The 13,257-nt window shown below is 62.8% G+C and carries 11 protein-coding genes; 7 read left to right on the forward strand and 4 right to left on the reverse strand.

Translation table 11 applies throughout. The annotated features are described in order from the left end of the window. The first annotated feature begins 110 nt into the window (after nucleotides 1-110). From FOY53_RS09010 to FOY53_RS09020, 3 genes are read left to right on the forward strand one after another with little or no spacing between them, the layout of a single operon-like run. Nucleotides 111-935 carry a UDP-2,3-diacylglucosamine diphosphatase gene (locus FOY53_RS09010; protein ID WP_146588158.1) on the forward strand — a complete coding sequence of 275 codons (825 nt, stop codon included), beginning with the start codon at nucleotides 111-113 and terminating at the stop codon, nucleotides 933-935. Beyond that, nucleotides 932-2,164 (forward strand): BtaA family protein, encoded by a 1,233-nt coding sequence (locus FOY53_RS09015; protein WP_146587936.1) that lies wholly within the window; start codon nucleotides 932-934, stop codon nucleotides 2,162-2,164. The genes FOY53_RS09010 and FOY53_RS09015 overlap by 4 nt, the downstream gene beginning before the upstream one ends. After that, a complete protein-coding gene (locus tag FOY53_RS09020; RefSeq protein WP_146587938.1) occupies nucleotides 2,161-2,901 on the forward strand; it encodes a class I SAM-dependent methyltransferase in 741 nt (246 codons plus the stop codon). The genes FOY53_RS09015 and FOY53_RS09020 overlap by 4 nt, the downstream gene beginning before the upstream one ends. Here the strand turns inward: FOY53_RS09020 and FOY53_RS09025 are convergent. Next, nucleotides 2,868-3,434 (reverse strand): CHAP domain-containing protein, encoded by a 567-nt coding sequence (locus FOY53_RS09025; protein ID WP_146587940.1) that lies wholly within the window; start codon nucleotides 3,432-3,434, stop codon nucleotides 2,868-2,870. The genes FOY53_RS09020 and FOY53_RS09025 overlap by 34 nt on opposite strands. Nucleotides 3,435-3,793: 359 nt before the next feature. Between FOY53_RS09025 and FOY53_RS09030 the strand changes: the two genes are divergently transcribed. Then, complete coding sequence (locus FOY53_RS09030; RefSeq protein ID WP_146587943.1) at nucleotides 3,794-6,085, forward strand: arginine/lysine/ornithine decarboxylase; 2,292 nt, start codon at nucleotides 3,794-3,796, stop codon at nucleotides 6,083-6,085. Between the two features lie 28 nt (nucleotides 6,086-6,113). Here the strand turns inward: FOY53_RS09030 and FOY53_RS09035 are convergent, their stop codons facing one another. Together FOY53_RS09035 and FOY53_RS09040 are read right to left on the reverse strand one after the other, a co-directional pair. Continuing rightward, nucleotides 6,114-6,782, reverse strand: a complete 669-nt coding sequence (locus tag FOY53_RS09035) for a flavin reductase family protein (protein ID WP_246107337.1) — start codon at nucleotides 6,780-6,782, stop codon at nucleotides 6,114-6,116. After that, on the reverse strand, nucleotides 6,779-7,435 hold the full coding sequence (locus tag FOY53_RS09040) for a GntR family transcriptional regulator (RefSeq protein WP_246107338.1): 657 nt from the start codon (nucleotides 7,433-7,435) through the stop codon (nucleotides 6,779-6,781). Before FOY53_RS09040 ends, FOY53_RS09035 begins: the two co-directional genes overlap by 4 nt. A gap of 460 nt (nucleotides 7,436-7,895) precedes the next feature. On the opposite strand from FOY53_RS09040, the gene FOY53_RS09045 reads away from it, so the two are divergent. From FOY53_RS09045 to FOY53_RS09055, 3 genes are all read left to right on the forward strand, one after another. Beyond that, on the forward strand, nucleotides 7,896-9,131 hold the full coding sequence (locus FOY53_RS09045) for a putative DNA modification/repair radical SAM protein (protein WP_146587947.1): 1,236 nt from the start codon (nucleotides 7,896-7,898) through the stop codon (nucleotides 9,129-9,131). Then, entirely contained in the window at nucleotides 9,131-10,564 is a 1,434-nt protein-coding gene (locus tag FOY53_RS09050; RefSeq protein ID WP_146587950.1) for a UdgX family uracil-DNA binding protein, read from the forward strand. Before FOY53_RS09045 ends, FOY53_RS09050 begins: the two co-directional genes overlap by 1 nt. A 121-nt stretch (nucleotides 10,565-10,685) precedes the next feature. Further along, on the forward strand, nucleotides 10,686-10,955 hold the full coding sequence (locus FOY53_RS09055; RefSeq protein WP_146587952.1) for a DksA/TraR family C4-type zinc finger protein: 270 nt from the start codon (nucleotides 10,686-10,688) through the stop codon (nucleotides 10,953-10,955). 448 nt (nucleotides 10,956-11,403) lie between these two features. Here FOY53_RS09055 and FOY53_RS09060 read toward each other — a convergent pair whose 3' ends face one another. Continuing rightward, nucleotides 11,404-13,224 carry a M3 family oligoendopeptidase gene (locus FOY53_RS09060; protein ID WP_439332538.1) on the reverse strand — a complete coding sequence of 607 codons (1,821 nt, stop codon included), beginning with the start codon at nucleotides 13,222-13,224 and terminating at the stop codon, nucleotides 11,404-11,406. Nucleotides 13,225-13,257 lie beyond the last annotated feature (33 nt).

Genomic DNA, 13,257 nt, shown 5'->3' on the forward strand with positions numbered 1-13,257 from the left:
GGACCGGCGTCATCGACCAGTGCACGGAAGAAACTTTCGCGCAGTGTCACAATTCCGAGTCCTGCGTCCGTTAAACGCTGGCGCAACAGACACAAGACGTGGACGGATCTGTGCGCCATCGGACCATTTTCCTATCCGACGTTCATCTTGGGACATCGGGATGCCAGGCCGGGATGCTGCTGGATTTCCTGGCGCACAACCGGGCGGACACGATCTATCTGGTCGGTGACATCGTCGATGCCTGGCGGCTGCGGCGCGGCTGGTTCTGGCCGAAAGCCCATGACGACGTGGTGCAGGAACTTCTGGCGCGCGCCCATGACGGAGTGAGGATCTACTACATCCCCGGCAATCATGACGAAGGGCTGCGCGCCTACCTTGGCACCCATTTCGGCGGTATCGAAGTGATGGAGACGGCGCCGCACGTCACCGCCGACGGCCGTCGGCTGCTTGTCACCCATGGCGATCAGTTCGACGCGATCGTGATGAATGCCAGATGGCTCGCCCACCTGGGAGATCGGGCCTACGAAGGTGCGCTCTGGCTGAACACCTGGCTGAACCGCGCCCGGCGTCTATGGGGCGGGCAATACTGGTCGCTGTCGAACTGGGCAAAGTTGCAGGTCAAGCAGGCGGTGAACTTTATCAGCGAATACGAGGACGTGCTGGCGGACGAGGCGCGGCGCAAGGGGTTCGACGGCATTGTCTGCGGCCACATCCACAGTGCCTGTATCCGCCAGATCCACGGCCTGGCGTATATCAATACCGGTGACTGGGTGGAAAGCTGTACCGCCGTGGTCGAATCCGCGGACGGCCAGCTGCATCTGGTCGACTGGGCCGCCGCGATGCGGACCCGCGAGGCCGTGCAGGCCCGCCGCAAGGCCGCAGCGCGCCGCGCCGCAGCCCGCAACAGGGACAAAGAGGGGGCCCGAGCAACATGACCGATATTCCCGACATCACCCGCCAACTGGGCGCCGCCGTGCACCAGAACAGCGCCCTGAACCGCACCGGCCTGCTGGAACGCCTGTTTTCCCGCATGTTCGAAGGGCTGGTTTACCCGCAGATCTGGGAGGATCCGGTGGTGGACCTCGCAGCGCTTGCGCTGCGGCCGGGCGAAGACCTGTTCTGCATCGCCTCGGGGTCGTGCAACGCCATGTCCTATCTGATTGCGCAGCCCGGGTCGGTCACGGCGGTGGATCTGTCACCCGCGCATGTCGCCCTCGGGCGGCTGAAGGTGGTGGCGGCACGCCACCTGACACACGCGGATTTCTACGCGTTCTTCGGCCATGCCGACCGCCGCGACAACATCCGGGTCTACGATCTGCTGCTGGCGCCGCATCTCGACGCCCAAAGCCGGGCTTTCTGGGAGGGCAGGGTGTGGGGGCGGCGACGGATCTCGATGTTTGCACGCGGGTTTCACCGGTTCGGGGTGCTGGGGCGCTTTCTCGGGGCCGTGCACCTTGTGTCCTGGCTGGGCGGGCTGCGTTTTGCGCCGCTGCTGGCGGCGGGCAGCCTTGCAGAGCAGGAACGGTTCTACACCGCCCGCGTTCTGCCGGTGCTCGACTCGCGAATGGTGCGCTGGATGGCGCGGCGGCGCGCGGCGCTGTTCGGGCTGGGCATTCCGCCTGCGCAGTATGACAAGCTGGCCGCCGATGGCAGCGGTGACATTCTGCCGGTCCTGAAAGAGCGCGTGCGCAAGCTGGTCTGCGATTTTCCGATTCATGAAAACTATTTTGCCTGGCAGGCCTTTGGCCGCCGCTATGACACCAACGCGCCGGTGTCCGTCCCGCCCTATCTGGAGGTGCAGAACTTTCCGCTGGTGGCCAGCGGGGCTGGGCGCGTGAATGTGGTCAACCGGTCGATGACCGATCTTCTGGCCGAGCGGCAGGCGGGATCGCTGGACGCCTTTGTGCTGCTGGATGCCCAGGACTGGATGAGCGACACCCAGCTCTCTGCGCTGTGGCAGCAGATCACCCGAACCGCACGACCCGGAGCACGGGTGATTTTCCGCACCGGCGGCGCCGCAGATATCCTGCCGGGGCGGCTGTCACCGGCGCTGTTGCAGGGCTGGCAGTACGACGCCGACGCATCGCGGCGTGGCTTTGTGAACGACCGTTCGGCGATTTATGGCGGATTCCACCTGTATCGGTTCAGCGGAGAGGGGGCATGAGCGACACGATGAGCCATGCCGCGCGGATGGACCACACCTACCGCTATCAGCGCCGGGTGTATGATCTGACCCGGCGGTATTACCTGTTGGGGCGCGACCGCCTGATCGCCGATCTGGATCCGCCAGAGCAGGGTCGGGTGCTAGAAATCGCCTGCGGCACGGGGCGCAATCTGGCCCGGATCGCGCACCGGTATCCCGGCCGGGCGCTCTGCGGGCTGGACATCTCGCAGGAGATGCTGCTGACGGCGCAGGGCAGGCTGGGGGGGCAGGCGGCGCTGGCGCGGGCGGACGCCTGTGATTTCGACGGCGCGGCGTTGTTCGGGCCGGGTGGATTTGACCGCGTGGTGTTGTCTTACAGCCTGTCGATGATTCCCGACTGGCGGGGCGCTTTGCAGCAGGCGGCGTGGCAGCTGCGGCCGGGCGGGGCGCTGCATGTGGTCGATTTCGGCCAGCAGAGCGGACTGCCGGGCGGATTTCGCAGGCTCTTGCAGCTCTGGCTGGCGCGGTTTCACGTTACACCCAGGGCGGATCTTCAGGCCGAGATGCAGGCGATTGCGCAGGCGCGGGGATTCACCTTGCGGTACAGCGCGCTCTATCGGGATTATGCGCAATACGGTGTCTTGACCCGTCCCGAGACCCAGGACGCGGCTGATACAGACCGCAGGTGTGCAAAGACCCCTGCGGCTCGCAGGGGTCTGCCGCGTCAGACCGGGCCGTTGGACCTGGCTGCGGGATAGATGAACCCGTTGACCGGATAGACACTGCCAAAGGCGGCGGGTTGGCTTTTTACCCGCACTTCGGACCAGTCGTTGCGGTCAGAGACGTCGATGACCGGCATTTTCAACGACACCTGATCGCGGTTCCAGTTGGCGTGATCGACCAGAACTTCGCGGGGCGAGACCACTTCGGACACCACCGCGACATGCCCCATCGGCATGCTCCCGGTGGCGGCAAAGGCCATCACCGCCCCAACCGAGGGCACTTCGCCCCGGTCATAGTAGCCACGCGCCTTGTGCCACCAGGTTTCCGCGTTGCCGCGAATGTCGACGCCGCTGGCATTGCGCGCAAACGGCACACACCAGACACGCTCGCCCTTGGCGCGCAGCGCCTTCGCTTCGGATATGGCAAGCGCCTGACGCGCCGGGTCAAGTCCGGCACGGGATTGTGTGGATACAGTCGGCACCGGCCTTGAACAGGCGGCGCCGAGAAGAAGCACGACGCAAAGGCCGCTCAGCCTGCGCAAGCTAGGTTTGGCGAGAATCCCGCTCATCTGTTCCTCAATGTTTATTTTTTATGGGCTCTGAATTGGATACAAAGCATGGCAATTTGTTGACGATTCCGAAACAAAAGCAAGAGGCTGGCAAACGGTGCGGCAGGTTTCCGCGCATGACGCTAGGTCAGGGGTTGCACCCGTCGTGCGCGGTTCGCGGGTTTTCCACGCGTGCACCCGGAACGGTGGCCTCGAACCGTCGGACACCGGGGGGCGGCGAGGTCATTGCCGGGCCGCAGCGCAGCAGCAGGTCTTGACGACGCACCGGCGACACGAAAGAAACGGGAACGGATCAAAACCAGCACGACCCGGAACAGGACGCGCACCGATCACCGCTGTTCACCGGTCAGGAGAAAGACATGAAGTTCCGCTTTCCCATCGTCATCATCGATGAAGATTTCCGCTCCGAGAACTCTTCGGGCCTGGGCATCCGCGCCATGGCCGAAGCGATTGAACGCGAAGGCTTTGAGGTGCTCGGCGTCACCAGTTACGGCGATCTTTCGCAGTTTGCCCAGCAGCAGTCGCGCGCCAGCGCCTTTGTGCTGTCGATCGACGACGAGGAATTCAGCCCCGGTCCAGATCTTGACCCGGCGGTTGTCACGCTGCGCAGCTTTATCCAGGAAGTGCGGCGCAAGAACGAAGACGTGCCGATCTATATCTACGGCGAAACAAAGACCAGCCGCCACTTGCCCAATGATATCCTGCGCGAACTGCATGGCTTTATCCACATGTTCGAGGATACGCCGGAATTTGTCGCGCGTCATATCATCCGCGAGGCCAAGAGCTATCTGGAAGGCATCCAGCCGCCGTTTTTCAAGGCACTGCTGGATTATGCCGAGGATGGATCCTATTCGTGGCACTGCCCCGGACATTCCGGTGGCGTGGCGTTTCTCAAGAGCCCGATCGGGCAGATGTACCACCAGTTCTACGGCGAGAACATGCTGCGGGCCGATGTCTGCAACTCGGTCGAAGAGCTGGGCCAGTTGCTGGATCACAACGGCGCCATCGGGGCGTCCGAACGCAATGCCGCGCGGATCTTCAACGCGGATCACTGCTTTTTCGTGACCAACGGCACCAGCACCAGCAACAAGATGGTCTGGCACCACACGGTGGCGCCCGGCGATGTGGTGGTGGTGGATCGCAACTGTCACAAGTCGATCCTGCACAGCATCATCATGACCGGCGCAATTCCGGTGTTCCTGAAACCGACCCGCAACCACTACGGCATCATCGGTCCAATCCCGCGCAGCGAGTTCGACATCGACGCGATCAAGGCCAAGATCCGCGCCAACCCGTTGCTGTCACATGTCGATGCCGACACGGTCAAGCCGCGCATCCTGACGCTGACGCAGTCGACCTATGACGGCGTGCTGTACAATACCGAGACGATCAAGGATCAGCTCGACGGCTATGTCGACAACCTGCATTTCGACGAAGCCTGGCTGCCGCACGCCGCCTTTCACCCGTTCTACAGCAGCTTTCATGCGATGGGCCGCAAACGGGAACGCCCGCGCCATTCGGTGACCTATGCCACCCAGTCGATTCACAAGCTGCTGGCAGGCATCAGTCAGGCCAGCCACGTTCTGGTGCAGGACAGTCAGGACACCCGGCTGGACCGGCATCTCTTCAACGAAGCCTACCTCATGCACACCTCGACCAGCCCGCAGTACAGCATCATCGCCAGCTGCGACGTCGCGGCCGCGATGATGGAGCCTCCGGGCGGCACCGCGCTGGTCGAGGAAAGCATTGCCGAAGCGCTGGATTTCCGTCGGGCGATGCGCAAGGTCGACGACGAATTCGGCGCCGATGACTGGTGGTTCCAGGTCTGGGGGCCGGATGCACCCGGCGAAGAGGGCATCGGCGATACCCGGGACTGGGTGCTGGGCAAGACCGATGCCGAGGGTCTGCAGGCCAACGACGGCACCGAGTCCTGGCATGGCTTTGGCGATATCGCCCCGGGGTTCAACATGCTGGATCCGATCAAGTCGACGATCATCACCCCGGGTCTCAACCTGGACGGGCGATTTGAAGAGTCCGGCATTCCCGCGTCGATCGTCACCAAGTACCTGGCCGAACACGGCGTGGTGGTGGAAAAGACCGGGCTTTACAGCTTTTTCATCATGTTCACCATCGGCATCACCAAGGGCCGTTGGAACACCCTGCTGACGGCGTTGCAGCAGTTCAAGGATGACTACGGCAAGAACCAGCCAATGTGGCGGACGATGCCGGAATTCTGCGCCAAACATCCGCGATACGAGCGGATGGGCCTGCGCGACCTGTGCCAGCATGTCCACACGCTCTATGCCAAGTACGATGTCGCGATCCTGTCGACCGACATGTACCTCAGTGACCATACGCCGGCGATGAAGCCGACGGATGCCTTTTCGCACATCGCCCAGCGCACCACCCAGCGGGTGGCGATCGACGATCTTGAGGGCCGCATCACCACCAGCCTGGTCACGCCGTATCCGCCGGGTATCCCGCTGCTGATTCCGGGTGAGGTGTTCAATCGCAAGATCGTGGAATACCTGAAGTTCAACCGGGAATTTGCCCATGAATGCCCGGGCTTCGAGACCGACATTCACGGGTTGGTGCAAGAGGTCGGCGCGGATGGGCAGGTGCATTATTTCGCGGATTGCGTGGCAAATTGACCTGAGGCTGCCAACAGCGCCCGGCCGGTTATCCGCCGCCGCTCGCAGAGCGTTTCTGCGGGCGGCTCAGCACCTCTTCGGCTGACGGGGTGGGCCAGTCGAAATAGTCCAGCGTCCCGGCGTAGCCGCTGCCTCCCATGCGGCCGATGGCATCAAGGCGGGCGTGATCGGAATAATGCGTGGCAGGGTCGATGATGTCTTCGCGGATATGGGCCATGACGATGCGGCCCAGGATGATCTCGCGCTCGGAACTTACCGCGATCCCGAGGTAACGCTCGCACTCGAACGCCACCGGCGCTTCGGCGATGCGCGGGCAGGCCACCCGCACCCCGGGGGCTGAGGTCAGACCGGCCATCTGCAATTCGTCCACCTCGGGGGAAAACCCTGCTGCGGTAATCGCCATCGCCTCGACATTGGCCCGGTCGACGATGTTGACGGTGAAACACTCGGTCATCCGGATGTTGTAGGCGGTGTCCTTGTAAGAGCGATCCGGCTTGTTCTCGACCCCAAGGGCAAGGATCGGCGGATCCGCCGACAGGCAATTGAAGAACGAATAGGGCGCCGCGTTCACCACGCCATCGGGCGAAATCGTCGTGACCCAGGCGATTGGGCGCGGAACGATGGTGCCGATCATGACCTTGTAGGCTTCGCGCGCGGTCAGGGCGGCAAAATCGAACTCGTGGTGTGTCTGGCTCACTGCGCGAGCTCCTTTCCGTAATGTGACAGGATCGACCGGATGTTGTCGGCGTGCGGGACAAGCTCTGCCCGCTGTTCAACGGCGCCAAGGTGATGACCCATGATCGTCACCGCGCGGTCGTGGTCGCCACGGCGGATCGCTTCGATGATCTGCGTATGGTCGTCCACCGCGCAGTCCGACGAATGGCTGCGCGCGTACATCGACAGGATCAGTGAACAGCGCGACACCACCTCGCGCACATAGCGGGCGAGCACCGCGTTGCCGGTCAGTTCCGCCAGCAGCACGTGGAATTCGCCCGCAAGTCTGATCGAAACCGGGCCGTCCCTGCCGCGGGCCCTGTGTTCACTGCGTACATGCGCCTCGAGCTGATCGTAACCAGAAGCGGGCATCTTGTGGCACAGTTTGCGGATGACCTCGTTTTCGAGACAGAGCCGCACTTCAAAGATCTGCTGTGCCTCGTCGCGCGAGGGTTGGGCAACAAAGGCGCCGCGGTTGCGGCGGGTGGTCACCAGCCCCTCGTTCTCGAGCCGGACAAGCGCGTGACGCACAATGGTACGGCTGACGCCAAACTGTTCGCCGACAGTGTCTTCGGGCAGCCGCAATCCCGGTCTGAGGGCCTGCTCGATGATGGCCCGCCGCAAGAGAGAATGCACTGTGTCTGTCAGATTGTTCGGGTTGTCAGGCTTGTCATGGGTTACCCCTGTACTGTGCATCCGATCCCCGCAGCCGGTCATGTTGTTGTCCCGGATACGAATTTCTCGAAAAGCGTATCCTCGGGCAGGGTGTTCTGCATCGTATCCGATTTCAAGGAGTCTGCGGTACAATCCTGATGGATTGGCAAAACAATATGCACGTGCGGGACTGGGTGCCTTCTGTAACAGCAGTTGCCCCCATGCGAGTGCCGCGCCGGTGGGAAATGTGTGCCAACCGCAATTGCCGGGCGCTGCACGCTTGCCGGGCCGCGTCATGCGCAAGCAGCCGTTCCGCGTGATGGGTTTGCAAGGGCGCGGACCACAGTCGCCCAGCCCGAAACGGAATGGTCGGCCAGCGATAAATTGCCGACGCTTAATCTATGTTAATGCACCCGGAGAAAGTGGAACGTAAAGTGAACATATGGCAGTGCAAACTCTGGAACAGAAACTGGCGATTCTCAGCGATGCGGCAAAGTATGACGCGTCCTGTGCCTCGTCCGGCTCGACAAGACGCGATTCCCGTGACGGCACGGGACTGGGATCAAACGAGGGCAGTGGCATATGCCACGCCTATGCGCCGGACGGGCGCTGCATCAGTCTGCTGAAGATCCTCATGACAAATTTCTGCATCTATGATTGCAGTTATTGCATCAACCGGGTGTCCTCCAACGTCGCCCGCGCCCGCTTTGGCGTCGACGAGGTGGTCAATCTCACCGTCGAATTCTACCGGCGCAACTACATCGAGGGGCTGTTCCTGTCGTCCGGCGTGATCCGGTCCCCGGATGCCACCATGTCGGACATGGTGCGTATTGCGCGCAAACTGCGGCACGAAGAAAACTTTCGCGGCTACATCCATCTCAAGACCATACCCGATGCCGCACCCGAACTGATCGCCGAGGCGGGGCTGCTGGCCGATCGCCTGTCCATCAATGTCGAACTGCCCACCGACGCCGCGGTGGCGCAGTATGCCCCGGAAAAGAAGCCCGCGCAGATCCGCAAGGCGATGGCGGATGTGCGTCTGCGCAAGGAGGCCGCCAGGGAAATCTCGTTTGGCGGCAAGCGGCCGCCACGTTTTGCCCCGGCCGGTCAGTCGACGCAGATGATCATCGGCGCGGACGGGTCGAACGACGCCACGGTGCTGGGGCAGTCGACGCGGCTGTATTCCAGCTACAAACTGAAACGCGTGTATTATTCGGCTTTCTCGCCGATCCCGGATTCCTCTTCCAGACTGCCCCTTGTCCGCCCGCCGCTGCAACGGGAACACCGGCTGTATCAGGCTGACTGGCTGCTGCGGTTCTATGATTTCCAGCTGGACGAGATCACCTCTGTCACCGCCGACGGCAATCTTGATCTCGAGGTGGACCCAAAGCTGGCCTGGGCGCTGGTGCATCGCGGTTTCTTTCCCGTCGACGTAAACCGAGGCAGTCGCGAGATGCTGCTGCGGGTTCCGGGGTTCGGGGTCAAGACGGTCAACCGCATTCTGACAACCCGGCGTCATCGCACCCTGCGGTACGAGGATCTGGGGCGTATGGGCGCGGCGATGAAAAAGGCGCGCAGCTTTGTCACGGCCGGCGGATGGAGCCCGGGCGCCCTGACCGACAGCGCCAACCTGCGCGCCCGGTTTGCCCCGCCGCCGCAACAGCTGAGCCTGTTCTGATGCACCACGCGAGCATACCGGCAATCGGTGCCGCGGCGGCCTGGCGCGAGGCCGCCCGGCAGTTTCTGGCCGCAGGCGTGCCGCCCGATCAGATCCATTGGGGCGGAATCGGATCCGCCCCGCACCTGTTCGCGGACTTAGAGCGACCTCGGGGTACCGGCGCGGTGACGGTGCCGCGCAGTTTCATCGCCATGGCCGAAACGGTGGTTTGGCACCGCGATCCGGAACGCTTTGCCCGGCTGTACGGCTTCCTGTGGCGGCTGCGGGGCGCGCCGCACCTTATGACCGACAGGGGGGATGCGGATCTGGCCCGCCTGCGGGGCATGGAAAAGAATGTTCACCGCTGTCAGCACAAGATGAAGGCCTTTGTGCGATTTCGAGAGATCGGCGCGCCGGATGCGCCAAGACGGTCCTTCGCCGCATGGTTCGAACCCACGCATCATACGGTCGAGCCGACCGCCGGGTTTTTTGCCCGTCGGTTCGGGGATATGGACTGGCGGATCGTGACGCCGGACATCACGGCGGTGTTTGCAAACGGCGCCGTGTCCTTTCAGGCGGGCCAGGCCCGTCCGGATCTGCCCGAGGATGCCAGCGAACAACTCTGGATCACCTATTTCCGCAACATCTTCAATCCCGCGAGGCTGAAGGTCGCGGCGATGCAATCCGAGATGCCCCGGAAATATTGGAAAAACCTGCCCGAAGCCGCGTCGATTCCCGAGCTCATTGCGCAGGCCCCGGCGCGGGCGCGGGCGATGGCCGAGGCGGCGCCGACCCTGCCGCCCGCCCGCATGGCGCAGGTGCAGGCGCAGCTGGCTGGTTGTACGTCCGCTTGGGACGGACCGCAGGACGGTCTGCCCGCCGCCATCGACGCCTGCACCCGCTGCCCGTTGCACCGCAGCGCGACGCAGGCGGTCAAGGGCGAGGGGCCGTTGGATGCGGCGCTGATGATTGTCGGCGAGCAACCCGGCGATCACGAGGATCTGCAGGGCAGACCCTTTGTCGGGCCGGCGGGTCAGGTCTTTGACCAGGTGGCAGGTCGGGTCGGTCTGCGACGTGATCAAGCCTATGTCACCAATGCCGTGAAGCACTTCAAGTTCCAGCCGCGCGGCAAACGCCGCATTCACCAGCGGCCGGACAGCGGAGAGATTTCGCAGTGCCGCTGGTGGCTGGACGCCGAACTGGCGCAGGTCAAACCCCGGCTGGTGCTGGCGATGGGGGCGACGGCGGCGGAGAGCCTGACCGGGCGGCGCGGCGCGCTGATGTCCCGGCGCGGTCGGGTGGAACACGCGCCCAACGGCCAGCCGGTGCTGATCACGCTGCATCCCTCGTATCTGCTGCGCCTGCGCGATCCGCAGGAGCGCGAGCAGGCCACCGCGCTCTTTGACGACGACCTGCGCACCGCAGCCGACCTGCTGGCGACACACCGGAACTGAACGTGCGGCGGGCGCCCCCGCCAGAGCAGCAGCGCGACCGATCGCCACCACGAAATGTGAGCTCGCCCCACTGGTCGGAGCGGCGGCAGATACCTATGTTCGGGGCTGAGGAGGAGATGTCATGGCAGGCGGATGGTCGCGCGATGGCGCGGTGAATGAACAGATCGAAGCGTCGATCCAGGATGAATTGGCTCGGCTGAAGGCCCGCCGCGGCCCGCAGGGCGAAAGCGCCGAGCTGTGTGTGGAATGTGAAGAGCCAATCCCCGAGGCCCGGCGCGTGGCGGTGCCGGGGGTCAAGCTGTGCGTGGACTGTGCTTCGGCACGGGATGGCGCCTTCAAGAAACGTGGGGGAATCAACCGGCGGGGCTCGAAGGATTCGCAATTGAAGTGATGGCAATCTTGTCGAGGCAGCGTTTTGCCCTGTCGCGGCGCATGTTGGCACCAGATTTATTCTTGCGCGATTTCAACGTCACAATAAGATGTTCCCTGACTACAGCACCAGGGCGCCCGAAAACGCCGTTTTCATTCGGTGTTTTTCCCAAAGCAACCGTTCACATCGAAATTGACTGAACTTGGAATGCAAAAAATTCTGGACTGCTCCATGGCTGTTCGGCAAATGGATTCGCGCGAGACCAAGAAAATAAACGCGGGAAAAAGAGATTCTTTCCCGGGGTGAGCGAGTTTGATTATTTAACGCTGTATCGCGGCAATAGCACAATCCATTGGCGTGTGATTTGAATGACCGGAAATCAATGAATACCCGGTTGAATGTCGAATCGGTCTGTCCGGATGAAAATCAAGCGGACAGACCGGGAGTGGAGACAATCAGGGTATGTGGATTACTCCTCCATTGCCTCCAGCTCGTCTATGAACCCAGAGATCATCGACAGGCCCTTGTCCCAGAACTTGGGGTCCGTCGCGTCCAGACCGAACGGTGCCAGCAGGGCCTTGTGGTGCTTGGATCCGCCGGCCTTGAGCATGTCGAAGTATTTCTCCTGAAATCCCTCGGGCTGCTCCTGGTACACGGCGTACAAGGCGTTCACCAACCCGTCGCCAAAGGCATAGGCGTAGACGTAGAAAGGCGAGTGCACGAAGTGGGGGATGTAGGCCCAGAAGCTCTCGTACCCCGGCATGAATTCGAAGGCCTCGCCCAGGGATTCCGCCTGCACCGACATCCAGAGGGCATTGATGTCCTCGGGGGTCAGCTCGCCGCCGCGCCGGGCTGCGTGCAGTTTGCACTCAAAATCATAAAAGGCGATCTGGCGGACCACCGTGTTGATCATGTCCTCGACCTTGCCTGCCAGCAGGATCTTGCGTTCAGCCTGGGATTTGGCGTTGTCCAGCATCCGGCGGAAGGTCAGCATCTCGCCAAACACGCTCGCGGTTTCGGCCAGCGTCAGCGGCGTGGAGGACAGCATTTCCCCCTGACCGGCCGCCAGAACCTGATGCACCCCGTGGCCAAGTTCGTGCGCCAGCGTCATCACGTCGCGCGGTTTGCCAAGGTAGTTGAGCATCACGTAGGGGTGCACATCCGTCACCGTGGGATGGGCAAATGCTCCCGGTGCCTTGCCGGGCTTTACCGCGGCGTCGATCCAGCCCTTGGTGAAAAAGGGTTCGGCAATCTCGGCCATGCGGGGATCAAATTCGGCATAGGCATTCATCACCGTGGCGCGGGCGTCGTCCCAGCGCACGGTTTTGGGGTCGTCCAGCGGCAGCGGCGCGTTGCGGTCCCAGACCTGCATCACGTCCAGACCCAGCCATTTGCGTTTCAGGTTGTAATAGCGATGCGAGAGTTTCGGATAGGCGGCGACCACGGCGTCGCGCAGCGCCTCGACCACCTCGGGTTCGACGTCGTTCGACAGGTGGCGACCGGTCTGCGCGGTGGGCATCCCGCGCCAGCGGTCCATGATTTCCTTTTCCTTGGCCTGGGTGTTGTGCACCCGGGCAAAGGTGCGGATATTGGCGCCAAAGACCCGGGCCAGCTCCTCGGCCGCGGCCTGGCGCTTGCTGCGGTCAGGATCGGTGAGAAAGTTCAGCGTCGCCTCGATGTTCAGCGCATCACCGTCGATGTCGAACTCCAGCCCGGCGATGGTTTCGTCGAATAGCCGCTCCCAGGCGTCGCCAACAACGCCCATGTCGTGCAGGAACTTCTCCATCTCGTCCGACAGCTGGTAGGGTTTCATGGCGCGGATCCGGTCGAAGGCTGGCTTGTAACGCGCAAGCGCGGCGCTGGCGGCAAAGACGCCGTCGAGCACCGCATCGTCCAGCCGGTTCAGTTCCAGCGTGAAGAACACCAGCGGCGTGGTGTAGATGGTGACCTTTTCCTGTGTATCCGAAAGGAACTTGGTCCGGCGGCTGTCCGTGGTCAGCTGGTAGTAGCGCAGTCCGGCAAAGGACATGATGCGCCCGGCGATGCCTTCGATCTTTTCATGCCTGTGGATGGCGGTGAGAAAGCCCTCGGCGTCCAACGTGCCCAGCTTGCCCTGATAGTCGGCCGCGAAGCTGGCGCAGGCCTGTTCCAGCCAGTCGAGATCGCGCTTGAGTTCGGGCGCGTCCGGACTGGTGTAGAGGTCACTCAGATCCCATTCCGGCAGGTCACCGAACTCTGTCTTGCCAGAGGTGGCATTGGCGTCGAAGGTCGGGCGGGGCAGGGTCATCACTCACTCCTTTGTTTGGCCTATAGCTATGCGCTT

This window comes from Puniceibacterium confluentis, from assembly GCF_007923445.1.
Lineage (GTDB): Bacteria > Pseudomonadota > Alphaproteobacteria > Rhodobacterales > Rhodobacteraceae > Puniceibacterium > Puniceibacterium confluentis.

Coding starts and splice junctions, on each gene's coding strand:
- FOY53_RS09015 (WP_146587936.1), top strand. CDS start 932: ATGACCGATATTCCCGACATCACCCGCCAACTGGGCGCCGCCGTGCAC.
- FOY53_RS09030 (WP_146587943.1), top strand. CDS start 3,794: ATGAAGTTCCGCTTTCCCATCGTCATCATCGATGAAGATTTCCGCTCC.
- FOY53_RS09020 (WP_146587938.1), top strand. CDS start 2,161: ATGAGCGACACGATGAGCCATGCCGCGCGGATGGACCACACCTACCGC.
- FOY53_RS09050 (WP_146587950.1), top strand. CDS start 9,131: ATGCACCACGCGAGCATACCGGCAATCGGTGCCGCGGCGGCCTGGCGC.
- FOY53_RS09055 (WP_146587952.1), top strand. CDS start 10,686: ATGGCAGGCGGATGGTCGCGCGATGGCGCGGTGAATGAACAGATCGAA.
- FOY53_RS09045 (WP_146587947.1), top strand. CDS start 7,896: ATGGCAGTGCAAACTCTGGAACAGAAACTGGCGATTCTCAGCGATGCG.
- FOY53_RS09025 (WP_146587940.1), bottom strand. CDS start 3,434: ATGAGCGGGATTCTCGCCAAACCTAGCTTGCGCAGGCTGAGCGGCCTT.